The sequence below is a fragment of the Flavobacterium sp. 90 genome (genome assembly GCF_004339525.1).
In the GTDB taxonomy this organism is placed as follows: domain Bacteria; phylum Bacteroidota; class Bacteroidia; order Flavobacteriales; family Flavobacteriaceae; genus Flavobacterium.
Genome location: NZ_SMGE01000001.1, coordinates 1438557 through 1464687 on the forward strand (window position 1 = coordinate 1438557; position 26131 = coordinate 1464687).

The following is a 26131-nucleotide window of genomic DNA, read 5'->3' on the forward strand; positions in this document are numbered from 1 at the left end:
AGTTTTTTTTACCGCAAAGTACGCAAGGTTTTTTCGCAAAGTTCACAAAGCTTTGCGGACTTTGTTCTATCAAATAAGAGCTCAAAACTTAGCGAACTTTGCGTAAATCTTAGCGCTCTTTGCGGTAAAAAACTTTTCCGGTAAAAACCACACACCTATGAAAACATTTAAATCCGTTTTTGAACAATATAACTGGGATTCCATTCAATCTAAAATATACCAAACCTCATCAAAAGATGTCGAGCGTTCTTTGTTTAAAACCAAACGAAATCTTGATGACTTTTTGGTTTTGATTTCTCCCGTTGCACAAAATTATTTAGAGCAAATGGCGCAACAATGTCATGAAATCACCAAAAAACGTTTTGGCAAAACAATTCAAATGTATGCTCCGCTTTATTTAAGTAACGAATGTCAGAACATTTGCACTTATTGTGGTTTTAGTTTAGACAATAAAATCAAGCGAAAAACACTTTCTGATGCCGAAATTAAACTCGAAGTCGAAGCTTTGAAAAATACTGGTTTTGATCATGTTTTATTAGTAACCGGTGAAGCAAATTATACCGTAAACATCAATTATTTCCTGAACGCGATTGCCTTAATTAGAAAGCAGTTTTCTATTATTTCTGTTGAAGTTCAACCTCTTTCTACCGAAGATTACGAACGTTTACACGAAGCCGGAGTTTATTCGGTTTTGGTATATCAGGAAACATATCATCAGGAAGTCTACAAAAAGTATCATACAAAAGGCAAAAAATCAAATTTCGATTATCGATTAGAAACTCCTGATAGAATAGGAACTGCCGGAATTCATAAAATTGGTTTGGGTGTTTTGCTAGGTTTGGAAGATTGGAGAACAGATAGTTTTTTTAATGCTTTACACCTCGATTATCTCCAAAAGAAATATTGGCAGACAAAATATTCGGTTTCATTTCCGAGATTACGTCCTGCGGAAGGTATTATCGAACCTAATTTCATTATGGATGATAAAGATCTAACACAACTTATTTGTGCGTATCGTTTATGGAATGAAGATCTTGAAATCTCGATTTCGACTCGTGAAAATGAAAAATTCAGAAATAATATTATTCCAATTGGTGTTACAAGTATGAGCGCAGGATCAAAAACAAATCCCGGTGGTTATGTAGTTGATCCGCAATCTTTGGAACAATTTGAAATTAGCGACGAACGTTCTGCACAAGAAATTGCCGAAATTATAAAAAACTCCGGTTACGAACCCGTTTGGAAAGATTGGGATAAAATATACAGTCATAAAGTGGAAAGTCTTAAAGTCTAAAGTAAAATGCTTTTCACTTCAATTCCAGCTTTCATTTTCGACTTTTGACCTTCGACTTTTGACCTTCGACTTTACAACTTTAAGACTTAAATTAAATGAGCATTATACAAGAATTCCTCCGTTACAACAGACAAACTATATTACCGGAAATTGGCGATGAAGGACAAGAAAAACTAAAAAAAGCAAAGGTTTTAGTTATTGGCGCCGGAGGTTTAGGCTGTCCAATTTTACAATATATTGCGACGGCTGGAGTCGGTTTTATTGGGATAATGGATTTTGACACTATTGAAATTCATAATCTTCACAGACAAATTTTATATACCGAAAATGAAATTGGTCAAAGCAAATCACTTATTGCTAAAGATGTTGTTTCAAAACTAAATCCTTTAATTAAAGTTAAAGCTATAAACGAGAAATTAACGACAGAAAATGCAAGCCAAATTATTCAGCAATATGATATTATAGTTGATGGTTCTGATAATTTTGCAACTCGTTATTTGGTAAATGATACTTGTGTTACATTACAAAAACCTTTGGTCTATGGAAGTATTTTAAAATTTGAAGGACAAATTGCTGTTTTTAATCACAATGGAAGTAAAAATCTACGTGATTTATTTCCCGAAATGCCTGATCCAAAAGATGTCCCAAATTGCAATTTGAATGGAGTTTTAGGAACTTTACCAGGAATTATTGGAACCATGATGGCGCATGAAACCTTAAAATTAATCTTGGAATTGCCAACTTTAGAAAATGAATTAGTACTTTTTAATACGTTAAATTGGAACTTTACAAAACTGAATTTCTAGAAAACAAGCTCATCTCCAACGCTAATAATTCCAGAATTTAAACTCACAATATTTGTTCCGAATAAAACAGAATTATTTACATTTCTATATTTGCTTAAAGTTTTTAGAGGTTCTTTTTTTAATTTCCCATTTTCAGGATCATTATTTACCATGATACATCTTCCGCAGGGTTTTATATTTTTAAATTGAACTTCTCCAATCTTAAAAGTATCAAAATCATCTTCTTCATGTGGATTTTGACTGCTTATGACAATATTGGGACGGAATCTTAAAATGGTGATTTTATCTGTTAGTTTTTCATTTAGAAAATCTAAACTTTCGCTTCCAATCATTAAATACGGATAACCATCGGCAAGACTTACATTGAAAGTTTCTTTTAGTCTTGAACTTTCATGTTTACGATCTCCGTTTTTGATTATTTTTACCAATTTACATTCAAAACCTAAATGTTCGCTGAACCATTTAGAAGTTGCCGAATTCACTTCTATTACTTCGCTTTGATCATCCCAAACGTTAACTTTTATCGAATTATCTAAATGTTCATCAATCGAGAACTCATGTTTTTGATCCTGAAAAGTAATGCTGATTTTTCCATCCGAAATTTGTGGATAAAACTGACTCATAATGCGATGTTCTCGCTGCGTTATCATTTGATTATCTGCATCAATTAACATCCATCTGCGATCATTTTCGAAACCCATTTCTTCTGCGAAAGCATTTTTACAACTAATTCCGGCCAAACTTTTTATCGGATAGATGTAGATTTCTTTTACAACATGAATTGCACTCATTTTTATTTACTTTTTAAAATAGACATAAATTCATCACGATCAATTTCGCGACAGCCTAAACTCTCTAAATGCGAATTATAAACCTGACAATCTAAGAGTTTGTAATTCTTTTTTTCTAAATAATTAACCAAAGCTATAAAAGCCACTTTTGATGCATTTGATACTTTTGAAAACATACTTTCGCCACAAAAAACGTGTCCTAAATCAATACCATACAAACCTCCAACTAAAACCTCATCTTGCCAAACCTCAATAGATTTTGCGATTCCTTTTTTGTTCAATTCGCAATATGCATCAATCATTTCGTCTGAAATCCAAGTTCCGTTTTGACCATCTCGTTCTATTTTTTGGCAATTCAACATCACGTCTTTAAAACTTGCATTAAGAGTAACTTTAAACTGATTTCTATTCAATACATTTCTCATGCTTTTGGAAATAATTAATTCATCCAAAAACAAAACCATTCTGGGATCCGGTGACCACCAAAGAATTGGTTCGCCTTCATTAAACCAAGGAAAAATTCCGCTTTTGTAAGCCAACTCTAATCGTTCCGGATTTAAATCGCCACCAACTGCCAGAATTCCTTCTTCGTCAGCTTCTGAAACCGGAGGAAAAAATAGTTCTTCAAATATATAATGCATCTTTTAAATAAAATTCCAATTTTTAAATTCCAAATTCCAAGCGTCTCGTTAAAACCTTTGTCAAAGTTCAAAACTTTGACAAAGGTCTACATATAGTAAGTGTCTTCAATATTGTCATTTCAAACAAAAACTGAGAATAAAAAACAAAATTCCAAACCCCAATTACATATTTATGAATTGGAATTTGGAATTTATAACTTTAAAATTTACTTCTTAGAAAGGTAAATCGTCTGGTTCGTCTTCGTTTAAATTAGTTGCCGGAGCAAAAGCTTCTGCAGCAGGCATTGGAGCTGTTTGTGCAGGACCTTCTGGTGCTAATCTTTCGATTCTCCAACCTTGAATACTATTGAAATATCTGGTTTCTCCTTGTGGATTAACCCATTCTCTTCCTCTTAAATTGATAGAAACTTTTACTGCCTCTCCTTGTTTGTAGCTACTTAATAAATCGCATTTATCTTGTGTAAATTCGATCAAAATATGCTGTGGATACTGCTCATCTGTGGTAACAACCAACTCTCTTTTTTTGAATGCAGCACTAACTTGTTGCTCTGGGTTAACCACTTTTACTTTTCCTGTAACTTCCATCTTCTTCTATATTAATTATTGTTTCTTTCCTTATTTCTTAGCCAAAAGCACTTTCCATGCAGATGAAATATCATCTTTATTCAGGTATTTTTTAGCTTCTAAATGTACTTTTTCCTGATCGTCTGAGCTTAGAACTCCTTTGACAGAAAAATTTTCTTTCACAAATATACTAACTTCTTCCGTTGTAGGCAAGGCTTCTATATTCCCTAATTTTCCAAGATCATTTCCATCAAACACTTTGCTTTCCTTAATATAATTAGGAATCACGTCTACGCCTACTCCTAAAGTTGTAAGCGGTTTTGGCACTTCAAAAAGTCCTTGATTTGACCTTGAATACCAATTACTTCCCAATCTTGAAACCAAATCTATTTTATGCTGATCTATTGCTCCGTTTTCGTCTAAAATAGCTTCGTTAATATGCATTTTAACGACTTCGCAAAGAATCAAATTTCCTGCTCCGCCTTCTGTTCCTAACGGAATAATCTGCGTAATCTTGCATTCAAACTGCACCGGAGACTCTTTTACCCGATATGGTTTTACTAAATCTGACGGAATTTGTGTTAATCCTGCTTTTATAAATTCGTTTACACCTTCAGCATATTCGGTACTTGCCAATGATGTTTGTTGTACCAAATCATAATTCACGACATTAATTACTACTTCACCAGTTGCTTCAGCATTAATCAAAGTATGTTTTACGGTATTATCACGTACACGACGTGCCGGAGAAAAAACCAAAATTGGCGGATTAGCACTGAACACATTAAAGAAACTAAAAGGCGACAAATTCGGGATTCCTTTTGTACTAATTGTACTTGCAAATGCAATTGGTCTTGGACCGACAGCGCTTTGTAAATACCCATGCAATTTTGCCGTTGTAACTTCTTTTGGATCGATGCTAATCATAGTATTTCTCTTTTTAACCGAATCTCGTTTCGGAAGCTACAAAAGTAGAAAAATCGTTTCTGCCAAAGAAATACTTTTGGACTTAAAAGCAAAAAAAATCTTTAAAGAATCATAAAATATTAAATGTGTTTATTTCGTTATATTTATACCTCAAAAAATAATTTATGCTTTTTTCTGAAAGAAGAAATACAACCCGATGGATCATTGTTTCTATTTCCTTTTTAATCATCTCTTTGATTCTTTGGAATACTTATACTTTTTTCCAAATTTTCAAAAATGAGGAACGTCTTAAAATGAATCTTTGGGCAAATGCTCAAAAAACATTGGTTAATGCAGATGAAAATACGGACTTGGATCTTCCATTGGATATTTTGAACAACAATACCACTGTTCCGGTTATGTTGACGATGTATGATAAAGTTATCAGTTCTGTAAATGTTCCAGAAGAAATTCTGGCTGATGATAATAAATCAATGGCTTATTTAAAAAATTTAAAAAGCGAAAACGAACCTATTTTTATTGATTTTGCTCCCGGAAGACGTCAGGAAGTATATTATGGAAATTCGGCATTGCTAAATAAACTAAAATATTATCCAGTTGCTTTATTACTAATTATATTTTTGTTTGGTGCTTTGATTTATAACTTCTACCGAAGTACTAAAATGGCCACTCAAAACAAACTTTGGGCAGGAATGGCTAAGGAAACGGCACACCAAATCGGGACACCTTTATCTTCTTTAATTGGTTGGGTTGAAATCTTAAAAACAGAGGAAATTGACCAATCGATCACATTAGAAATAGAAAAAGATATTGACCGATTACAAACAATTACAGATCGTTTTTCTAAAATTGGATCTGTTCCTGTTTTAGAAGAGCATGATATTATTGCAGAAACCCTTCGTACTTATAAATACTTGCAATCTCGTTTTTCTAAGCAGGTTGCATTTTCTTATCACGCTCCCGAAGAACCTATTTTTACTATGCTTAACCCAACTTTATATAGCTGGACTATCGAAAACTTAGTAAAAAATGCTATTGATGCTATGAAAGGCAAAGGAACGCTGGATCTTCAGATTGAACAAGACACACATCATGTAAAAATAAACGTAAAAGATTCCGGAACGGGAATTTCTAAAAATCAGTTCAAGACTATTTTCGAACCTGGTTTCACCACCAAAAAACGCGGTTGGGGATTGGGACTTTCACTTACCAAAAGAATAGTCGAAGAATATCATTGTGGAAAAATAAAGGTCTTACATTCTGAAATTGGAAGAGGAACTACATTTCAGATTTCATTAAATAAAAAAAGTGCCGTAAAATAATTTACGGCACTTTTTTTGTCAGGTTGAGCGAAGTCGAAACCCTTATATACTTTACAAATTTGCTGCAATACTTTTAGCCAAAGCTTCAAATTCTTCTTTAGAAAGCTTTACTTTATTATGAAAACGCATTTCATCCATTTCGTTTAACGGAATCAAGTGAACGTGTGCGTGTGGCACTTCTAAACCAACAACTGCCATTCCAACTCTTTTGCATGGAACTGTTTTCTCTAAAGCTATTGCAACTTTCTTAGAAAATTTCATTAGTCCTAAATACAATTCATCATCCATCTCAAAAATCTTATCGATTTCTTGTTTCGGGATACAAAGCGTATGTCCTTTAGCATTTGGATTTACATCTAAAAAAGCCAAATAATTATCGTCTTCAGTAATTTTATATGCAGGAATTTCTCCGTTTACTATTTTGGTAAATATGCTCATCGTGTAATCTTTAATTTGGTAATTTGTTTAATCGATTAACCGATTAAATAAATAAACGGTTAAACTTTTAAATAAGTTTAGTCTCTTGAAATTTCAAGGATTTCGAATTTCAAAACTCCGTTTGGCACTGTGATTTCTGCAACTTCACCAACTGATTTCCCAAGTAAACCTTTTCCAATAGGAGAAGTTACTGAGATTTTTCCAGTTTTCAGATCCGCTTCACTTTCAGCAACAAGAGTATATTTCATTTCCATTCCGTTACTTTGATTCTTAATTTTCACATTAGAAAGAACCAATGCTTTTGAAACATCTAGTTGCGATTCGTCAATTAATCTTGCATTAGAATATACTTCTTCCAGTTTATTAATTCTCATTTCCAGTAATCCTTGTGCTTCTTTTGCTGCATCATACTCGGCGTTTTCAGATAAATCACCTTTGTCTCTTGCTTCTGCTATATCTTGAGATGCCTTAGGACGCATTACACTTTTTAAATGCTCCAACTCATCTTTTAATTTTTTTAATCCTTCTGCGGTATAATAAGATACTTTACTCATAACTTCATCGTTTATATAAATACAAAAAATCCCATCGGGACGGGATTTTGTATTACAAATATACTATTATTTTTAATAGTACATAATTATATGTTAATCATATAAATTTCAAATCTAAATAATTTATTTTTGTTTCACCAATTCTTATTAAAATAATGAAAAAAATCTGTCTTATAATCGTCTTTGTTTCTGTACTCTTCTCTTGTAGTGATAATAACAAAAGCAATAAAAACCCTAATATCCCTAATTATTCTGTTAATCTGTCGATAGATATGAATCTCCCGTCTTACTCCAATCTTAAATTTCCGAGTAATGGTGTTATCATTCCTAACTACGGAGCAAAAGGAATTATTGTTTTTAATGCCGGAAGCGGTTATAATGCATTTGATGCTGCATGTCCAAATCAAGCCATAACTGCGTGTACCGCGATGACAATTGATGGCATTAATGCCGTTTGTTCTTGCGATAAATCTTCTTACAGTTTATTTACCGGACTTGGAGGCAAAGAATATCCTTTGAAACAATATCGTGTTGAAGTTTCCGGAACTGTAATTCACGTTTACAACTAAAAATAAAAAAGCCTGAAAGTTTTAAATTTTCAGGCTTTTTTATTTTCCGAAATCCTTTAGAATTTCAAAGTCAATCCTGCAAGGAAATTAATTCCTGCCTGAGGATAATAATACGGATAAACATCCCACATATAACCGTTTGAAACATATTTCTTATCCAGAATATTATTCACCAATCCTGTAATCATAATTGATTTAAAAACAGATTTAGGTTTAATTTCGTAAGAAACATTCAAATCGTTTACAAAGTAATCAGCCAATTTTGCTGCCGGTAATTCGATATTGTTCATATATTGTTCGCCAACATATTTTTGCAATAATGAAATATGCAAACTCTGAATCGGGCTATAAACAATTATATTTCCTGCAATAACATTTGGCGAATAAGCAATATTTGTTGTTCCGTAATATTGTCCTTCAACCGCTAAATCAACATTTTTATTACTGCTTAAAGTAAAGTTTGGTCTAAGAAGAAATTTCTCAGAAAGTTTAATTGTCGCATCTACTTCAAAACCTAAACGGTAACTTTTTTCAGTATTTGCACGAATTGGCGCTCCAACATCATCCAATCTACCGGTTAAAATCAATTGATCTTTATAGGCCATATAATAGAAATTAGAGTTCAATTGAAATTTCTCTGAATTAAATCTCCAACCTAATTCAAAATCATTTAATTTTTCCGGTTTTGCATTTCCGCCTTCATAATCTGTTCTGTTTGGTTCACGATTTGCTCTTGCATATGAAAAATAAAGCGTACTTTTTTGATTGATTTCATAGTTTAAACCTGCCTTTGGATTAAAGAAATTGAAGTTATCATCAACAACTCCTGTTTCTTTTGAATTCGCTTTATACTTTACATTTCGGTATTGTAGATCGCCATAGAAACTAAATTTTTCAGTAAACTGATAATTTGCTTTTGCGAAAATATTTCCATCTGTTTTTGTTGAAAAATCATCATAATAATGATCTCCTAATTCTGACGCTCCAGAGTTTCTTGCCCAAATTACTTTACCATAATGATCTCCTTCATATTTATTCCAGCCTCCGCCAATAATTACATCTAACTTTTCTTCTTTGTATTTTGCTGAAAAAGTTGTTCCGTAAAAATCATTGTCTAACCATTTCTGACGAATTAAATCAGTTCCGGGAACTAATTCCCCTAAGTCATTTTCGACCATTTTAGTTGGTTTAATTGGTCCGTAACCTTCAACTGGTTCATTATATTTGTAATTTTCATAATATCCTAGCCCTTTAGTATAATGAATCGCTAAGTTGCTACTCCATTTATCAGACCATGATTCGCTCCAATGCAATTGATAATGATTTTGATTATAATTATCTGTTTCGTTGTCGTAGAAACGAACATTTCCTGCCTCATTTATATACTTTCCTGCCGAATTATAAGTTCGGTCTGAATTTAATGTCTCAGCATCAATTCCGTTCCAGGATTGGTATGTCTTTTCAGTTCCTCCAAAAACTAAGGCTTTGATTAAAGTTGTTTTTCCAACATAAGTTCCCTGAAGAAAATACGATTTAAGATCTGAACTACCGCGATCTATATAACCATCAGATTTAATTGTAGACAAACGTCCAGCAAGTTCAAAATGATCGTTTAATAAACCTGTACTAAATTTTACAGTATTTTTATTGGAATTGAAACTTCCGTAAGAACTCGAAATTTCTCCGGTTGGTTTTGAAGCATAACTATCTGTAAGCATGTTCAAACTTGCACCAAAAGCTCCTGAACCATTTGTAGAAGTTCCTACACCACGCTGTAATTGTAAACTTTCAACAGACGAAGCAAAATCAGGCATATTAACCCAAAAAGTTCCCTGACTTTCAGCATCATTATAAGGAATTCCGTTGATGGTTACGTTTACTCTTGTAGCATCGCTTCCGCGGACTCTGATTCCGGTATAACCTATTCCGCCTCCTGCATCAGAAGTTGTAACAACAGATGGCAAATAATTCATTAAAACTGGAATATCCTGTCCTAAGTTTCTAAATTTAATTTCTTTTTTATCCATGTTACTAAATGTAACCGGAGTTTTTGTAGTAACACGAACTGCCGAAACTAATACATCGTCAAGCTTGTTGACTTTGGTAGAATCTTGTTCCTGTGCAATAGAGGAAAGAGAATAGAATAAAGAAAATAGAATAAAGAAAATAGGTTTGATTCTGGTTATGTTTTGAACCTTAGAACCTTTGTAACTTAGTACCTCAGTACCTTTAAAAATAGTTTTCATTCGTAAAGAATTACGAATAAAAGGGGGAATTATTCTTTGTTAAAATTAATAAATGTTTCACGACAAAATATAGTTCGCACGATAAACTTGTCGTTTTTTCCCTTAGCAACATTACTCGCTCAGGTTCTTTGGGTATGATCTCAGCTCGTTATTTAGAGCACCCCTTTGAGACAGTGCAAATGTAATGTTAAAAATTACAAAAATCAATGGCAATTGCAAAAATCAAATTTTAGAAATTTTAAATAAAAAAATTCCAACTGAAGCTTCAATTGGAATTTTAATCCAAATCTGGTTTCTTGCGGGATTGTTTTCTTTCAGAAATATTCTTTTTGTCTTTGATTCGTTTTTTAATGACTGATTTCGGAATCTTGGTTGCTTTACGAATTTTAGGAACAAATAATCCTTTTTTGATGATTTCTAAAAAACGTTTTACAACAATATCTTTGTTTTTAAGCTGACTTCTGTCTTCATCACAATTTAAAATCAGAATATTTTCTGTTGTTAAACGAGACGAAATATTAGTTAATAAAAGTGATTTCTCTTCCTCAGACAAAGCTTGTGAAGCATTCAAATCAAAAGTCAAAACTACTTTTGATGATACTTTGTTCACATTTTGTCCGCCTGCACCACTACTTCTGACAGCTTTAAAAGTTAGCTCTGAAATGATTTTCTCTATATCCATTATTGTGGCTGATGCGCTGGTTTTAATAAATCGTTTACTGTTTTTACCGGATTAAAAGTAATTAATGGAACTGCTACAAAAATAGTTAACCAATTTGCCATTGCGCCATTCCATAATCCAGGCAATTCATAGCTTTTGACTAATTTTCCGTCAACACTTTTTTCGACAATAAAACCTGCTTTTGGATCTACAAATTTTAGCAAATCAAACTTTTCATTCTTATAGTTTTTGATTCCGCAAACTAAATCAACCGGGTTAAAATGAGTCGCTGCGGCCAGAATTTCCAGCTGCTTTTTATTCGTTAAATCTACTTGTGAAGTTTCTACAATTTGCAATGAAATTGATCCTTTATCATTCATTACCCAGAATGGTCCTCCTCCAGGTTCCCCTTCATTTTTTACCATTCCGCAAACCCGAATTGGTCTGTCTAGCAAATCTTTAATTTTATTAACTTTATTCTCAAAAGTAAATTTATTAAAATCATTTCCTAATTCAATGTTTAACTTCTTCGATAAAAAAGCGACGATTTCTTCAAGATTATTTTCTTTGATTTCTTGCTTTTCTATTTTATCTAAATAATCAAAAACTTTTTGCTGTACTTTGATCAAAACTCCAGCTAAAGCTTTTTTATATAAAGCAATTTTACCAATATGATTTTGAATTACATTATCAATATTTTTTACAAAAATAACATCCGCATCAAGTTCATTTAAATTCTCAATTAATGCTCCATGTCCTCCAGGTCTAAAAATTAAATTGTTGTTTTTATCCCTAACAAATTCATTTTGATCATTTACCGTAATTGAATCGGTACTTTTATTTTGATAAGAATATGCAATGTTAATTTCAATTCCGGATTCTTTCTCTACTTTTTCCTTGAGAACCTCAACTTCATTTTCAAATAAATTCTGATGTACTTCCGAAACTGTAAAATGCAAATTCGAAACCTCATTTGATGAAGCATAATGCACACATTCATTCAAATGTTCTTCAATAGGATTTGCTATATGCGTTTTATATTGATGAAATGGCAATACTGCTTTTGGCTTATTTGCAAAATCAAAATAGTCAGAAGACAATAATGTTTTTATGAAATAGTAATTTTTATAATCCCTGTCTAATACTTCAAAATCAAGATAAATTTCTCGAAGCTTTTTATCCAATGCTTCAAAAAAAGGAAACTTATCCATTGCTACAATAAAAATAGACAAATCACTGTCTTTTTTTCTATTGATATAAGCATTTATAGTTTCTCTTGTAATATCAAAATCATTCAAAAAAGCACTTAAAAATTTAAACATTCTACTTGCTGCACCCGAGGCTGGAACAAATTTCTTTAGTTTTAAGCTTTCTTTTTTCAAATCAAAAAAAGCAGCTTTTTCTTTAAATTCATCTTCTGATAAACCTAAAATTCCGTTTTTAATTTTAGCCGGACTAATTAAGTTACTTTTTAGAATTCCGTTTTTAAAAATCTTCAATTGTTGTAAAATCTTCTCAAAAGGAATTTCATGATTGTAAATCTGAACAAAATCATCAGACGAAACACCATGTTGTTTTGCAAGTGATAAGTTATCGATAATCGCAATGGCTTTTGCTAAGCGACTTTCTTTATCACCGGAAAGTGTTATAAATGGCTTTTTGGCATCAATTAAGGATTGCTTGAAAACTGAAAAAACAGTTTCTCTACCATCCGCAGTATCTCTGATATCATCTTTTTCCCAAGGAACATCGATATCGGTAAGAAAAAACAAATCGTATTCATGTTCTAATGCAGCTTCGTTTAAAAGCGGATCACAGAAACCATAATACATTTCAGAAAAAACTTTGGTAACCATTAAGTTAGTATCAGAAAACAAATACTTTTTTGCAGATGAAAGTTTTTCATTTTCCAATGCAACTTGTCCGTATGCAATAGGTAACATATCATCGGCAACACAAATATGTTGATTCTCTTCCCATTTTTCCTGTAAATAGTCACGTGCAAATTCAGGAACCCATTCGGTTTCATAATATTCTGCAAGTTGTTTTGCTAATGTGGTTTTTCCTGTACTTTCAGGTCCAAATAAAGCAATTTTTATGATAGCTGTTTTTTGCTGTCTAAGATTTTTCTCCATTCTAAATAAGCTGAAATAGCCAAAATTGTAAAAATTAAATACTGCAGTGACAACATCCCTAAGCCACGATAAGCATAAAGAGGCACTACAATAATATCGCCAATGATCCAAAGTGTCCAGTTTTCGATCTTTTTCCTGGCCATGTACCACATTCCTGCAAAGAATATTCCTGACGAAATCATATCGACATAATTATCTTTTTTGATTTCGTAGTCAAAATACTTATAAATACCGAAAACCACGAAAACGGTTACAAAGAAAAGCAAAATTCCGATGATTTTTTCATTAAAATTCGTTCGCGTAATTGGTAAATTATCCTCGGTTGTTCCGCCTTTTGCCCACAAATACCAACCATAAATACTCATAATTGAGAAATATCCGTTGATAATCATATCTCCAATGTAACCCGCAATGTATAAAAGATATACTGAAATTACTGTAGCGATTAAACCTGTTGGATACACCCAGATGTTTTCTTTTTTAGCAAACCAAACGCTTAAAATTCCGCACACAAAAACCAAAAATTCTAAAGCAATGTGCCACAATGGAGCGTTTTTATAACTATCTAGAAAAAAATCAATCATTTTGGGTTTGTTTTGGTCGTTTCTGGTCGTTCTATTTTGATTCAAAAAAATGACTGTCGTTTTCAAAAGCAGTTCCAATAACCACTAAATCAGCACCAGCATTGTATGCATTTTGAATTCCGTGCAAATCTACAATTCCTCCTCCAACAATTACCGGAATTTCAATATTTTGCGTAATTAACTCTATCATTTTCAGCGGAACTGCATTCTTTGCTCCGCTTCCCGCTTCTAAATAGATTAATTTATTTCCTAACATTTCGCCAGCTTGTGCAGTTGCCAAAGCCAAATCGAAGTTTTCTCTATTTAATGGTTTCGTTTTACTTACACGAGCTACAGCAGTTTCATTTCCGCTTTCGATCAAAATGTAACCAGTAGAAATAACTTCAAGGTTTGTCTTTTTAAGAATTGGCGCTGCCTGAACCTGATATTCTATTAAATAATCGGGATTACGACCGGATAATAACGACAAGAACAAAATAGCATCGGCCTGAGGTGAAATCTGCGACGGATTTCCCGGAAATATAACAACGGGCAGATTTGTATTTTGTTTTAATTGTGCGATTAAATCTTCTAAAATTATTGACTCAACAATGCTTCCTCCAACAAAAATATGTGTTGCAGGAGATTGATTTATCTTCTGAATTAAATGATCTAGATTTTCCCAAACAATTTTATCGGGGTCCAAAAGTATGGCCAATAATTTTTGTCCATTTCTTTTAGCGTCTAAAATTTGCTGGTGTATATTGAGTAATTTCTGCTGCATAATCGGCGTAAAAGTAAAAGTTTTTTAATGTACTAGAACTATTTTGAATAATTATATTTGTGTTACATCTTTTGATAACCGAGAAATAAAATTATGATTGCAATTGATTTATTGGAAAAATATGGCGCTCTGAAGAAATCTTTCGCTAAAAACGAAACTATTTTCGAAGAAGGCAATCTGCCAACGCATTATTATCAAATTATTTCCGGTGAAGTAAAAATGAGTAATTATAATGATGATGCCCGCGAGTTTATTCAGGGAATCTTTTACAAAGAACAATCTTTTGGTGAACCACCTTTGTTCTTAAATCAAAAATATCCTGCAAATGCAATTGCGGTTGAAGATTCTGAAGTGCTACTTCTTCCTAAAAACAGCTTCATGAAATTATTGGAAGAAAACTCAGCAATCAGCCTTAAAATAATCGAAAATTTAGCACAGCGTTTGTATTATAAATCGGTTATGGCAGCGGAAATGTCTACACAAGAACCTGAACATCGTGTTCTGAAATTAATCGATCACGGAATTGCTTATTTTAATTTTAAGAAAGATGAAAACGGTTACCTAATCAATTTTACGAGACAACAAATTGGTGATTTAACCGGTTTGCGTGTCGAAACCGTGATTAGAACCATAAAAGCTTTAGAAAAAAAAGGCGTTTTGAAGATTATAAACAGGAAAGTATACCGATAAAAAAATTCTTGTTTTATGATTTTAGTCATAAAATGAAGCCTTAAAGTGCTTGTAAATTTGTAACTCTAAAAACAAATATTATGACACTTTATCAAACAACATTCGAAAATTTCAATAAAAATTATATTGGTTCTGCAACAATGGCTGTAATTGGTCAAAGCTGTTTAGGTGCAGCAGCAGCAATGTATATTCTTTCTCACGGAACTTCTATTGGTCAAATGATTCAACTGGGAATTATTGTTTTGGCTTGTATCTTAGCCAATACTTCTATTCTTGCACAAATGAAACACAAAGTGGTTTTTAACTTTATTCTTACCAGCGTTATATTAAGTATCTTGCTGATAATCGTGAACAACTTTTTAGTATGAGAAAACAAATAGAAAATAGAGCTGATATCGTGTTTTTGGTCCATCAATTCTATGATAAAATAAGAGCCGATGAAGAAATCGGCTTTTATTTTAATACTATGATTAAAGATTGGGATTCGCATCTGGAAAAACTAACTGATTTCTGGGAAACCAATTTGTTTGCGGTAAAAAAATACAAAGGAAATCCGCATGCGGTACATAATGAAGTTGATGCTCATTTTGAAGGCAAAATCACTTCGAATGAATTTGGAATCTGGCTTAATTACTGGTCACAAACTTTGGACGAGCATTTTGAAGGCGAAAATGTAGAAACACTAAAAAGACGTGCTCGAAAAATGGGAACTTTTTTGTTTGTGAGTATGTTTGAGTATCGTAAGAAGATGAGTGATGCTTCTTTAGAATAGTTTGTTTGTCATTTCGGTCAGAGGGAGAAATCACACTAGAAACTCGACAAAGATTGGCGACAATATAGAACGCGGATGAAGCGGATTCGCTTAGCGAAAACACAGATTAAAACGGATTTTTATATGCTCAATCTTGGAATTTGGTCCCGAAGCTTCTTGATAGTGTGGTTGCTTCGTGCCTCGCAATGACAAGATTATCGTTAATCACTGAAAACTGCCACCGAAAACTGAGACTAAAAACTACTTCTCAAAAGCATAAACCAAAGTAAAATCATGTCCTGATGTACTCGATTTTATTTCTTCGTAATGCACATTAAATTCTATTACCAAATCATTAAAATGAAGACTCGCCTGAGTTTGATTTTCCTCTAATGAAAAAGCGTCGATCCGAATGTTATCTTTAAAGCTGATTCCTTTTTCGTTTCTAATTTTAAAGATTGCTTCTTTTGCGCCCCAAATTACGGTAAGTTCTCTGATATAATCGGTTATATTTTGAGTTTTGATATCACGGGATAAATAACTGTTTTCGGTATCGACAAATTTATCGGCGATTCTAAGGATTTTTTCGCGCTGTAATTCCATGTCGATTCCCACGGTTTCGTCACTTATTATAATAGCTGCAAAATCATGCGAATGTGTGATTGAGATATAATTATGACAATCAAAATAAGGTTTTCCAAACTCGTCATAATGCAATTCATGATCTGTAAAACCCATTTCCTGTATCAACATACGAACACTCAAAAAAGCACGCTGGTGCATTTGAGACTTCATTCCGTTTAGGCGAAGCTGTGTTTTTTCTTTCAAAACTACATTGCTCAATAACTCCTCGAAAGATTCGGTTATTTGCCAAACTAAGATTTTGGTAGTTTCGTTGAATTGTATGGTTTGAAATAAAGGCATTTTTTTCTAATTATGAATTATGAGTTTTAAGTTATGAATTATTTTCCTGATTTGAAAACGAAACTTCTTATTTAACGTCTGGTCTTTTTAGCCCTGATGGGAGCGGCATCCTTTTTCTTGCTCCTTTAGCAAGGAAAAGATATAGCGGACAGCAGGAAATAGCTCCTAATTTTCAAAATCATCCTACAACAAGTAAATTATTTAGCTAAAGTTCAAAAGATTAAGAAATTAAACATTTCACAAATCTGAAAGAAAGTAGTCTAAATTAAAAACCTATTCCGTAAATTTGCAAAAATTTTACAATTACAAATATACTATAAATGAGTACTACAACTACGCCTTTTGTGGCTTTCAAAGTAAAAGACATTTCTCTAGCGGCTTGGGGAAGAAAAGAAATTGAATTAGCTGAAGCTGAAATGCCAGGTTTAATGGCGCTTCGTGCTGAATATAAAGACGAACAACCTCTTGCAGGTGCTCGTATCGCAGGATGTTTACACATGACGATTCAAACTGCTGTTTTGATCGAAACTTTAATCGCTCTTGGTGCAGAGGTTACTTGGTCTTCTTGTAACATTTTCTCTACTCAGGATCAGGCTGCTGCGGCTATTGCTGCTGCCGGGATTCAGGTTTATGCTTGGAAAGGTCTTGATGAGCAATCATTTGACTGGTGTATTGAGCAAACTTTATTCTTTGGTGAAGACAGAAAACCATTGAACATGATTCTTGATGATGGTGGAGATTTAACAAACATGGTTATTGACCGTTTCCCGGAATTGGTTCCTGGAATCAAAGGATTGTCTGAAGAAACTACAACTGGAGTTCACAGACTTTACGAAAGAGTAAAAGCCGGAACTTTACCAATGCCTGCAATCAACATTAATGACTCTGTTACTAAATCTAAATTTGATAACAAATACGGATGCAAAGAATCTGCTGTAGATGCTGTACGTCGTGCAACTGACTTAATGTTAGCTGGAAAAAGAGTTATCGTTTGTGGATACGGTGATGTTGGAAAAGGAACTGCTGCTTCTTTCAGAGGTGCAGGATCTATTGTAACTGTTACTGAAATCGACCCAATTTGTGCTTTACAAGCTGCAATGGACGGGTACGAAGTTAAAAAATTAAACACTGTAATTGCTAATGCTGATATCATCATTACAACTACTGGAAATAAAGATATCGTTCTTGGATCTCATTTCGAACAAATGAAAGACAAAACTGTTGTTTGTAACATCGGACACTTTGATAACGAAATTGATATGGCTTGGTTAAACAAAAACCACGGTGCATCAAAAATCGAAATCAAACCACAAGTTGACAAATATACTATCGCTGGAAAAGATATCATCATTCTTGCCGAAGGTCGTTTAGTAAACCTTGGTTGTGCTACAGGTCACCCAAGTTTTGTAATGAGTAACTCATTTACAAACCAAACTTTGGCTCAAATCGAATTATGGAAAAACAGCGCTGCTTACAACAATGACGTTTATATGTTACCAAAACATTTAGATGAAAAAGTTGCTGCTTTGCACTTAGCTAAATTAGGAGTTGAATTGGAAACTTTACGTGACGATCAAGCTGCTTACATTGGTGTTCCAGTTGAAGGTCCATTCAAACCAGAATACTACAGATACTAATAAATTTTAGATTTAAGATTGTAGATCTTAGATTTTTAATAATATACTTCAAACCCGATAGATTTAAACCTATCGGGTTTTGTTTTTTAATCTAAAATCTAAACTCAGAAATCTAAAATAATTATCTGGGCGTGACACTATTTAAAAAAAGCCCTTAATATACTTTGCGCACATGAGGCCTTTCCTTAAATACTGTCGGGCTATCCGTGCTACTTCGGTAGCTTCCTCCTATCCCTCACGCAAACCTACGTTCCGAGAAACCTAAAAATTAATCCCATCTTTTTTGACCTTTTTAAATTATAAGCATATTTTTGGAGACCAAAACCAAATTATGAAAAACCTGCTTATTGTATTGATAGTAATGATTATGCCAATTTTTGTGAATGCACAAAGTTTTAATCCCAATCCTTCACAACAAGTACTACATGGTTTAATGGGAGTAGATGAAAGAGCTCCGCAATTAGTTCAACTACCAACCATGAAACCAATTGTTACTTTAAATCACGTAGAAAAAGCAAAAGCCAAATTAGCCCGAGAAGAACAAAAACTAATCAAAATGGCAAGAAAGGCCTGGGACAAAGAAGATGATCTAAAAAAAGAACAAGATCAATTAAAAACTCTTGAAAATGCTTCACAAAATAGCAATGATCCTGATCATCAAAAAAAGATTGAAGCATTAAAAAAGCAAATCGCTAAATCTCAGGAAAAAGTAAATCAAGCAAAAATAGAAGTCGAATTAGAATCAAAAAAAGTTGAAGAACTCGAGAAAGCAATTGAAGACGCTAAATATACAAGACACGACTAAAACTAAATAATAGTACAAAAACCGACAAATTTTAAAAACTTGTCGGTTTGTTTTTTTAATCTACAATAAGAGAACAAAAAAACATTTCTCTCAAAAAATTGCACGGTTATAAATATCTACTTACTTTTAAGAATCAAAATAAGCTCCTATTTCTCAACTACATAAACATTGTACTCTTGAAAAAAACATCTTATTTATTCGTCCTCCTCTTTTTACTTAGTCTTCCGCAAATTATTTTTTCTCAGGAAAAGAAACCTAAAGTCGTATTAGTATTAAGTGGCGGTGGAGCAAAAGGAATTGCACATATTCCGCTATTGCAAAAACTCGATTCCTTGCACATTGTCCCCGATCTTATTGTTGGAAATAGTATGGGAAGCGTCATTGGAGGTTTGTACGCAATGGGATATTCCGGTGATAGTATCGAAAAATTAACCAAAAGTATTAATTGGGACAAATTACTTGGCGGAGGACAATCTTTAAAATCGGTTAGCGTAGAAGAAAAAAGAGAATTTCAGCGATATTTAGTTGGAATAGGAATTAAAGACAAAAAACTAAACAGCATTGGTTCTTTATTAAACGATCAAAATCTAAGAGAATATCTTTCTGAATTAACTTATCCTGTATATAACATTAGAGATTTTGACAGCCTTCCCATTCCGTTTAGAGCCATGGCTACCGATTTGTCCGAAGGAAAAGAGGTTATTTTAAGCAAAGGCAGTTTAGCTTATGCAATGAGAGCCAGTATGTCATTACCAGCAATTTTCAAACCTATGTCGTATGAAAAAACAATATTAGTTGATGGTGGTGTACTAAATAATTTCCCTACAGATGTTGCCAAAGAAATGGGCGCCGACATTATTATTGGAAGTGATGTTGGAGGCGGATTAGAACCAATAGACAAACTAAATAATGTTATCACTATATTGACGCAAACCAGTATGTTTCCGAGTAACATCAAGAATCCGGCAAACAGAAAACTCTGCGACATTTTAGTAGATCACTTGCCAAACCTGCGTTTTTCTACTGCTGATTTTGCAGATAGCAACGAAATCTACAAAGACGGTAAAATCGCAACTAACGAAAATCTTCCGGCTTTAATCGCATTATCCGAAAAATTAAAAGGGTATTCACAACGAATTCACGAATTACCACACATGCCCTCAGAAATTATTCTTGATACAATTATTTACAAAAAAATCAGTCCTGAAAACCTTCCTTTGGTATTAGGAAGAATAAATCTCAAAACACACGTAAAATATACCACCAAAGATTTAATCGCAGGCATTAACAGAGCAATGGGAACTAATCTTTTTGATGAGATTACATACAACTATTTCATCAAAGGCGACAACAAACTGGGAGTTACAATATTTGGACATGAACGTGCCAAAAATCAACTCAACACATCCGTACATTACGACACTTATAGAGGCGTTGGAATCATTTTTAATTACACTGCCAGAAATATTCTTGCTAAAGCATCTCGTCTTCTCTTTACAATCGATATTGCAGAGCAACCAAAAGCACGAATCAATTATCAGAAAAATTTTGGAAAAAACCGAGATTGGTGGTGGTCATCTGAACTTTATGGAGCCTTATTAAGAGAAGAGGTTTATTTAAACGGAAAAGCCTCAGATAATGTACTTTATAATTCGTTAGAATTTAACAATGAGATGAACCGAAATTTAAACTCACTAAAAAGTTATTTCGGTTATGGCGTAAACTATCACTACGCCACATTAAAACCAAAATACGACAGAGATTACAATCCTAACGCCCCAAACATCTCCAATTATCATTTAAACACTCTAGAAATAAACATACACTATTCTTACAATGATATGGATAAGGTTTTCTTTGCTGAAAACGGAACAATTATAAAAGCAAATCTAAGCCGATCATTGTTATCAGATGTGTACACTACTTTTAACGATCCAGATCGAACAACTATATCTGGTAAAACCAATGGTTATACAAAATTTGGTTTTACCTATGAAAAGAGAGCACTCCTAAAAAAGAAAATTACAGGAATTGTTGGGTTTGATTCTTATTTTATTTTTGCGGATAAACTTAAAGACAGTCAAATCTCCTTTACAGATTTAGGTTATACTTCAAAATATTTCTTAGGCGGAATTATACCAAGTTCCGGCAGTAATCGTTTTTCTTTTGCCGGACTACACGAAGACGAACTTAATGTTTCACAATATATGGGGCTAAGACTTGCCTCTCAAATAAACCTTATGGGAAAAATTTATCTAACTCCCCATTTTAATATTGCGACTGTGGGATTTGAAAATTTTGACCAGTACATTGACAAGGCATTTAATCCGAAAGGAAATTGGGATGATGGCTTTGACCCGAGCCTTGTAATTTCTGGAGGAGCTGCAATTTCCTATCAATCCATTTTGGGTCCTATTCATTTTGATACTTCGTGGATCAATAATATCGACAAAGTAAGATTGTTTTTTAGCGTTGGACTATCATTCAATCCTTAAAAAAATCTCAAAAATAAATCGCGTTTTAAAATTTGTTTTTATCTGCGTTTTTACGAAGTAAATCTGTTTTATCCGCGTCAAAATTAGATACTGATTTTTCTCATTCGCTAAAGCGAAAACGCTGATAAAAACGGATTTCTCTAATTACTTTCTTGATTAAACTGTTAAGTAATTTTGTAGATTCCCCCTTAACTTAACGACATTGACTTCTATCCCTCACGCGAATCAAGATTTCAATAACCTGAGAAATTTAATATTTAAAAATTCCGTTTTTCTCTTCAATACAAAGATTAACTTTGTAAAAAACGTGCAACATGAAAAACTTCTTCTTTTTAGGAATCGCTATTATATTCGAAATCATAGCAACTTCGGCATTAAAAAAATCAGAACAGTTTACACAACTTATTCCAAGCATCGTTACAATTGTGGGATATTTTGCAGCCTTTTACTTTTTGAGTTTTGCCATTAGAACCATCCCGGTTGGGATTGCTTATGCGATTTGGTCTGGAGTTGGGATTGTTTTAATTACAATTATCGGCGCTGTGTTCTTCAAACAAATTCCAGATTTACCTGCCATAATTGGATTAGCTTTAATTATGATTGGAGTTGTTGTAATAAATCTATTTTCTAAAACTACAGCGCATTAAAACATGGAAATGATTTTTAGAAAAGCAACAATTTCAGATTTACAAGAAATGCAGCAATTGTATATCGAAACGATACAATCGGTTTGCCAAAACGATTATAATCCCGCCCAAAGAGAAGCATGGATTTATGGCGTTAAAAATACCGATCGCTGGCTTGAAGTCATCAATGCACAATTTGTTTTACTTGCTATAATTGAAAACCAAATTGTAGGTTTCGGAACTCTAAAAGACGGAAGTTATATTGATTTCTTCTACATTCACAAAGATTTTCAACGACAAGGAATTGCCGATAAAATCTTAACCGAATTAGAATTAGAAGCCAAAAAAAACAATTCAAAAATCATAACATCAGACATTAGCATAACCGCGAAACCGTTTTTCGAAAAGAAAGGATTTGTTGCAAAAGCCGAACAAAAAAACATTAGATTAGGCGTTGAACTTATCAATTATAAAATGGAGAAACATTTGTTGTAATAATCGCTCGCAAAGACGCAGGGTCACAAAGTTCTATTTTTAAATTAGGTCAATCTTTGACAAGTTACTTTGCGACTTCGCGTCTTTTCGAGCAAAACATAGCGAACTTTGCGTAAACCTTAGCGTCCTTTGCGGTTAAGAAAAAACACAGCAAGTTTCGGATTTTATACCCGCAAAAACCAATCGATCTTTGCCTTATAAAATTGAATGAAAATGAACACACAGGAAAACATCAATTATAATCGCATTGCCGAAGCGATCGATTATATCAAAGCCAACTTTAAAGATCAGCCAAATCTTGATGAAGTTGCTGAGAAAGTACACTTAAGTCCGTTTCACTTTCAGCGACTTTTCAGCGATTGGGCAGGAACAAGTCCGAAGAAATTTTTGCAATATACAAGTCTTGAACACGCTAAAAAATTACTCAAAGAAAATCAGGCAACCATTTCTGAAACTGCATACGAAACAGGGCTTTCCGGTACAAGCCGCTTACATGATTTATTTGTAAACATTGAGGGAATGACTCCAGCCGAATATAAAAACGGTGGTAAAAACCTTGAAATTAATTTCAGCTTTGCCGAAAGTCCGTTTGGAAATATCATCGTTGCTTCAACTAATAAAGGGGTTTGTTTTATGGCTTTCGCCGAAGATGAAGAAATCGGATTTCTGGATTTAAAAAATAAATTTCCAAATGCAACATTCTCCCGAAAATTAGATTTAGCACAACAAAATGCTTTGTTTATTTTTCAAAACGATTGGAGTAAATTATCTGAAATTAAACTGCATTTAAAAGGAACCGATTTTCAATTGAAAGTTTGGGAAACCTTACTTAAAATCCCAATGGGACAACTTTCTACCTATGGAACTATTGCGCATCAAATCGAGAAACCAAATGCTTCAAGAGCTGTTGGAACCGCAATTGGCAGTAATCCCGTCGCCTTTTTAATTCCGTGTCATCGTGTGATTCAATCTTCAGGAGTTTTTGGCGGGTATATGTGGGGAAATACAAGAAAAACAGCGATTATTGGCTGGGAAGGCGTTCAGGTAAATCCATAATTCTAAAATTATTATCAATTGTACGATTGATAATAATATTTTCAACACAATGCATATCGTAGAGACGCACTGCAGTGCGTCTACGCAAAGTTTGTCGACAAAAATTCTTCGTGGAAACACGTAACGTTAGACGCACTGCTGTGCACCTCTACGAATAAAAAATGCGCAGATATTTTTATTCGCGCTTTAAATTCTATCTAAAATATCATGCAAAATATACAAGCAAAAATTGCTTCTCTTAATTGGGAAAGCATCACCGAATCTATGCACGAAAATGGATTTGCAATTATTCCAAACGTGCTCAATAACGATCAATGCGAAGATTTAAAATTCGATTATGATAATCCAACTTTATACCGAAAAACGGTTGTAATGGAACGTTACCGATTTGGTTTAGGCGAATACAAATATTTCAATTATCCATTGCCGGATTTAATTCAAAATATTCGAACTTCAATTTATCCTAAACTTGCCCCAATTGCAAATTCCTGGATGAAAGCCCTAAATATAAATACCATTTTTCCTGAAACCCATGAAAAATTATTAGAACAATGTCACGAAAATAATCAGCTAAAAGCAACGGTTTTGATTTTAAAATATGGAAAAAGTGGTTTCAACACTTTGCATCAGGATTTGTATGGCGATGTTTATTTTCCCATTCAAATTGTGCTTTTCCTGAATGAACCTGATATGGATTTTACAGGCGGCGAATTTGTTTTAACGCAGCAAACGCCACGAGCACAATCTAAAGCAATTGTTTTAAAACCTAAAAAAGGTGATATTCTAGTTTTCACAACCAATTTCAGACCTGTAAAAGGCACAAAAGGATATTATCGCGTAAATATGAAACATGGCGTTAGCGAAATTCATTCCGGTGAGCGACATACATTAGGAATTATTTTTCATGATGCGTTGTCTTAAGGTTCAAAGGTGCAGAGACGCAAAGGTTCAGAGGTTTCAAAACACCGTATATCCGTAGAGGCGCACAGCAGTGCGTCTGACATAATGTTTTTTTCGCCACGAATTCACGAATTATTTTTAAAATCTATGCGAATAGAATTGGTTTAATTCGTGAATTCGTGGCGAAAAAACAAACACACGACAATATGATTCAACACAACAAAATTTCAGATTTAGATCTTCGAAATAAAATTAAAAATGCGGAAATTTGCTTTGGTGGAAACCGAAAACTAAAAATCTACGGAACTTTAAAATGTTCTTCTGGAAAAAGGATGAAACGCGAAAATCGGGTTTTCTTTTTATCTGAAAATGAAGCCAGACAAAATGGTTTCAGACCTTGCGGACATTGCATGAAAACCGAATATCAAAACTGGAAAAATGGACTTATTTAATCCGCATACAGACGAAACAACAAATCTGCTTCCTAAAGACGGAACCGTAAATTATTATGGAAAACTATTTTCTCGAGAAGATTCTAATCGTTATCTGGATGTACTTTTAAATACCATCGAATGGAAAAATGACGAAGCTATTATCTTCGGAAAATTGATTCTTACCAAACGAAAAGTGGCTTGGTACGGAGATTCGGGTTTTGAATACACGTATTCGAATACTACCAAAAAAGCGCTTCCATGGACGAAGGAACTTCTGGAATTAAAAGCAATTATGGAAAAGGAAACAGGCGAAACTTTCAATTCTTGTTTATTGAATTTATATCATTCCGGCGATGAAGGAATGGCGTGGCACAGTGATGCCGAAAAGGATTTAAAGAAAAACGGTGCAATTGGCTCCGTAAGTTTTGGAGCCGAAAGAAAGTTTGCTTTCAAACACAAAGAAACGAAAGAAACGGTTTCTCTAATCTTAGAACATGGTAGTTTATTGGTTATGAAAGGCACAACACAAACACATTGGTTACATCGTTTACCACCAACAAAAACTACATTAAAACCGAGAGTAAATCTGACTTTTAGAACTATTGTAGAATAAATAACATGAGTAAACCTAACAGGTTTGTAGATTATTTCTTTTTTGAGGTAACATTTTGATACGAAAGCTTTAACGCATCTTCAAACATTTCTGGTCTTACTTTTGAAAGCTCTACAATTGTCCAGCCTTGTTTTCCCCATTTATTAGGTATTGGATAAAAAATCATTTCGCTTGACGCACAAAAAACAGATTGATCGATTTCGTTAAATTTCAAAACTGCCCGATTGTTCTTTTCATCAAAAGTCGCAAATATCTTCTTGTTGACACGAAATGAGGTCTTCTCGAAATGCGGTTCTTCGGTTGCATTTTCAAACGCTAAAGCTAATTTTCTAAATGTTTCAATTGAGATCATATTAAGTTTATTATTAAACCTAACAGGTTTTAAAAACCTGTTAGGTTTCTGTTGAGTA

29 protein-coding genes are annotated in these 26131 nt (G+C 33.4%); 16 read left to right on the forward strand and 13 right to left on the reverse strand.

Annotated elements, in window-relative coordinates:
- The first annotated feature begins 157 nt into the window (after positions 1-157).
- Positions 158-1294 carry a 2-iminoacetate synthase ThiH gene (thiH, locus tag C8C83_RS05745; RefSeq protein ID WP_132011684.1) on the forward strand — a complete coding sequence of 379 codons (1137 nt, stop codon included), beginning with the start codon at positions 158-160 and terminating at the stop codon, positions 1292-1294.
- 95 nt (positions 1295-1389) lie between these two features.
- Positions 1390-2100: a HesA/MoeB/ThiF family protein gene (locus C8C83_RS05750; protein WP_121326913.1), complete on the forward strand. Its 711-nt coding sequence runs from the start codon at positions 1390-1392 to the stop codon at positions 2098-2100.
- Here C8C83_RS05750 and C8C83_RS05755 read toward each other — a convergent pair.
- The 4 genes from C8C83_RS05755 to C8C83_RS05770 form a co-directional block, all read right to left on the reverse strand.
- Complete coding sequence (locus tag C8C83_RS05755) at positions 2097-2891, reverse strand: MOSC N-terminal beta barrel domain-containing protein (protein ID WP_121326915.1); 795 nt, start codon at positions 2889-2891, stop codon at positions 2097-2099. The two genes, C8C83_RS05750 and C8C83_RS05755, sit on opposite strands and share 4 nt — an antisense overlap.
- 2 nt (positions 2892-2893) lie before the next feature.
- Positions 2894-3532: a leucyl/phenylalanyl-tRNA--protein transferase gene (gene aat, locus C8C83_RS05760; protein ID WP_121326917.1), complete on the reverse strand. Its 639-nt coding sequence runs from the start codon at positions 3530-3532 to the stop codon at positions 2894-2896.
- Between the two features lie 213 nt (positions 3533-3745).
- Positions 3746-4117, reverse strand: a complete 372-nt coding sequence (locus C8C83_RS05765; RefSeq protein ID WP_026983757.1) for a DUF3127 domain-containing protein — start codon at positions 4115-4117, stop codon at positions 3746-3748.
- Positions 4118-4147: 30 nt separating this feature from the next.
- Complete coding sequence (locus C8C83_RS05770; protein ID WP_121326919.1) at positions 4148-5023, reverse strand: flavin reductase family protein; 876 nt, start codon at positions 5021-5023, stop codon at positions 4148-4150.
- A gap of 164 nt (positions 5024-5187) precedes the next feature.
- On the opposite strand from C8C83_RS05770, the gene C8C83_RS05775 reads away from it, so the two are divergent.
- Positions 5188-6345 (forward strand): HAMP domain-containing sensor histidine kinase, encoded by a 1158-nt coding sequence (locus tag C8C83_RS05775; RefSeq protein WP_121326921.1) that lies wholly within the window; start codon positions 5188-5190, stop codon positions 6343-6345.
- Positions 6346-6396: 51 nt separating this feature from the next.
- Here C8C83_RS05775 and C8C83_RS05780 read toward each other — a convergent pair whose 3' ends face one another.
- Both C8C83_RS05780 and greA read right to left on the reverse strand, forming a co-directional pair.
- Entirely contained in the window at positions 6397-6783 is a 387-nt protein-coding gene (locus tag C8C83_RS05780; protein WP_121326923.1) for an HIT family protein, read from the reverse strand.
- A 77-nt stretch (positions 6784-6860) separates the two neighbouring features.
- Complete coding sequence (gene greA, locus C8C83_RS05785; protein ID WP_121326925.1) at positions 6861-7337, reverse strand: transcription elongation factor GreA; 477 nt, start codon at positions 7335-7337, stop codon at positions 6861-6863.
- Between the two features lie 155 nt (positions 7338-7492).
- On the opposite strand from greA, the gene C8C83_RS05790 reads away from it, so the two are divergent.
- Positions 7493-7906 (forward strand): hypothetical protein, encoded by a 414-nt coding sequence (locus tag C8C83_RS05790; RefSeq protein WP_121326927.1) that lies wholly within the window; start codon positions 7493-7495, stop codon positions 7904-7906.
- 56 nt (positions 7907-7962) lie between these two features.
- Here C8C83_RS05790 and C8C83_RS05795 read toward each other — a convergent pair whose 3' ends face one another.
- From C8C83_RS05795 to C8C83_RS05815, 5 genes are all read right to left on the reverse strand, one after another.
- A complete protein-coding gene (locus C8C83_RS05795) occupies positions 7963-10152 on the reverse strand; it encodes a TonB-dependent receptor (protein ID WP_121326929.1) in 2190 nt (729 codons plus the stop codon).
- A 277-nt stretch (positions 10153-10429) separates the two neighbouring features.
- Entirely contained in the window at positions 10430-10834 is a 405-nt protein-coding gene (gene arfB / locus C8C83_RS05800) for an alternative ribosome rescue aminoacyl-tRNA hydrolase ArfB (RefSeq protein ID WP_121326930.1), read from the reverse strand.
- On the reverse strand, positions 10834-12948 hold the full coding sequence (locus C8C83_RS05805) for a DUF4301 family protein (protein ID WP_132011685.1): 2115 nt from the start codon (positions 12946-12948) through the stop codon (positions 10834-10836). The genes arfB and C8C83_RS05805 overlap by 1 nt, the downstream gene beginning before the upstream one ends.
- Positions 12909-13532, reverse strand: a complete 624-nt coding sequence (gene pnuC / locus C8C83_RS05810) for a nicotinamide riboside transporter PnuC (protein WP_121329962.1) — start codon at positions 13530-13532, stop codon at positions 12909-12911. The genes C8C83_RS05805 and pnuC overlap by 40 nt, the downstream gene beginning before the upstream one ends.
- Positions 13533-13563: 31 nt before the next feature.
- Positions 13564-14295: a geranylgeranylglyceryl/heptaprenylglyceryl phosphate synthase gene (locus C8C83_RS05815; protein ID WP_121326933.1), complete on the reverse strand. Its 732-nt coding sequence runs from the start codon at positions 14293-14295 to the stop codon at positions 13564-13566.
- 93 nt (positions 14296-14388) lie between these two features.
- Here C8C83_RS05815 and C8C83_RS05820 point away from each other — a divergent pair, with 93 nt between their 5' ends.
- The 3 genes from C8C83_RS05820 (at position 14389) to C8C83_RS05830 (ending at position 15757) form a co-directional block, all read left to right on the forward strand.
- Entirely contained in the window at positions 14389-14985 is a 597-nt protein-coding gene (locus C8C83_RS05820) for a Crp/Fnr family transcriptional regulator (RefSeq protein WP_121326936.1), read from the forward strand.
- 80 nt (positions 14986-15065) lie between these two features.
- Positions 15066-15353: a hypothetical protein gene (locus tag C8C83_RS05825; RefSeq protein ID WP_121326938.1), complete on the forward strand. Its 288-nt coding sequence runs from the start codon at positions 15066-15068 to the stop codon at positions 15351-15353.
- Complete coding sequence (locus C8C83_RS05830; protein WP_121326940.1) at positions 15350-15757, forward strand: group III truncated hemoglobin; 408 nt, start codon at positions 15350-15352, stop codon at positions 15755-15757. Before C8C83_RS05825 ends, C8C83_RS05830 begins: the two co-directional genes overlap by 4 nt.
- Before the next feature lie 240 nt (positions 15758-15997).
- Here C8C83_RS05830 and C8C83_RS05835 read toward each other — a convergent pair whose 3' ends face one another.
- Positions 15998-16660 (reverse strand): 4'-phosphopantetheinyl transferase superfamily protein, encoded by a 663-nt coding sequence (locus C8C83_RS05835; protein WP_121326942.1) that lies wholly within the window; start codon positions 16658-16660, stop codon positions 15998-16000.
- 320 nt (positions 16661-16980) lie between these two features.
- Between C8C83_RS05835 and ahcY the strand changes: the two genes are divergently transcribed.
- The 9 genes from ahcY to C8C83_RS05880 all read left to right on the forward strand — a co-directional run bounded on the left by ahcY (position 16981) and on the right by C8C83_RS05880 (position 25721).
- The gene (gene ahcY / locus C8C83_RS05840; RefSeq protein ID WP_041516432.1) at positions 16981-18297 is read left to right on the forward strand and encodes an adenosylhomocysteinase; all 1317 of its coding nucleotides are present in this window, start codon (positions 16981-16983) and stop codon (positions 18295-18297) included.
- Positions 18298-18628: 331 nt separating this feature from the next.
- Positions 18629-19102 carry a hypothetical protein gene (locus C8C83_RS05845; RefSeq protein WP_132011686.1) on the forward strand — a complete coding sequence of 158 codons (474 nt, stop codon included), beginning with the start codon at positions 18629-18631 and terminating at the stop codon, positions 19100-19102.
- Between the two features lie 176 nt (positions 19103-19278).
- Positions 19279-21597 (forward strand): patatin-like phospholipase family protein, encoded by a 2319-nt coding sequence (locus C8C83_RS05850; protein WP_121326947.1) that lies wholly within the window; start codon positions 19279-19281, stop codon positions 21595-21597.
- A 314-nt stretch (positions 21598-21911) separates the two neighbouring features.
- Complete coding sequence (locus C8C83_RS05855) at positions 21912-22244, forward strand: SMR family transporter (RefSeq protein WP_121326950.1); 333 nt, start codon at positions 21912-21914, stop codon at positions 22242-22244.
- Positions 22245-22247: 3 nt separating this feature from the next.
- Positions 22248-22718, forward strand: a complete 471-nt coding sequence (locus C8C83_RS05860; protein WP_121326953.1) for a GNAT family N-acetyltransferase — start codon at positions 22248-22250, stop codon at positions 22716-22718.
- 213 nt (positions 22719-22931) lie between these two features.
- Positions 22932-23774, forward strand: a complete 843-nt coding sequence (locus C8C83_RS05865; protein WP_121329963.1) for a methylated-DNA--[protein]-cysteine S-methyltransferase — start codon at positions 22932-22934, stop codon at positions 23772-23774.
- 207 nt (positions 23775-23981) lie between these two features.
- A complete protein-coding gene (locus C8C83_RS05870) occupies positions 23982-24695 on the forward strand; it encodes a 2OG-Fe(II) oxygenase (protein WP_121326955.1) in 714 nt (237 codons plus the stop codon).
- A 185-nt stretch (positions 24696-24880) separates the two neighbouring features.
- The gene (locus C8C83_RS05875) at positions 24881-25126 is read left to right on the forward strand and encodes an Ada metal-binding domain-containing protein (protein ID WP_121326958.1); all 246 of its coding nucleotides are present in this window, start codon (positions 24881-24883) and stop codon (positions 25124-25126) included.
- The gene (locus tag C8C83_RS05880) at positions 25113-25721 is read left to right on the forward strand and encodes an alpha-ketoglutarate-dependent dioxygenase AlkB (RefSeq protein WP_121326960.1); all 609 of its coding nucleotides are present in this window, start codon (positions 25113-25115) and stop codon (positions 25719-25721) included. The genes C8C83_RS05875 and C8C83_RS05880 overlap by 14 nt, the downstream gene beginning before the upstream one ends.
- A gap of 31 nt (positions 25722-25752) precedes the next feature.
- On the opposite strand, the gene C8C83_RS05885 is transcribed toward C8C83_RS05880, so the two are convergent.
- On the reverse strand, positions 25753-26073 hold the full coding sequence (locus C8C83_RS05885; RefSeq protein WP_121326962.1) for an MmcQ/YjbR family DNA-binding protein: 321 nt from the start codon (positions 26071-26073) through the stop codon (positions 25753-25755).
- Positions 26074-26131: the final 58 nt, after the last annotated feature.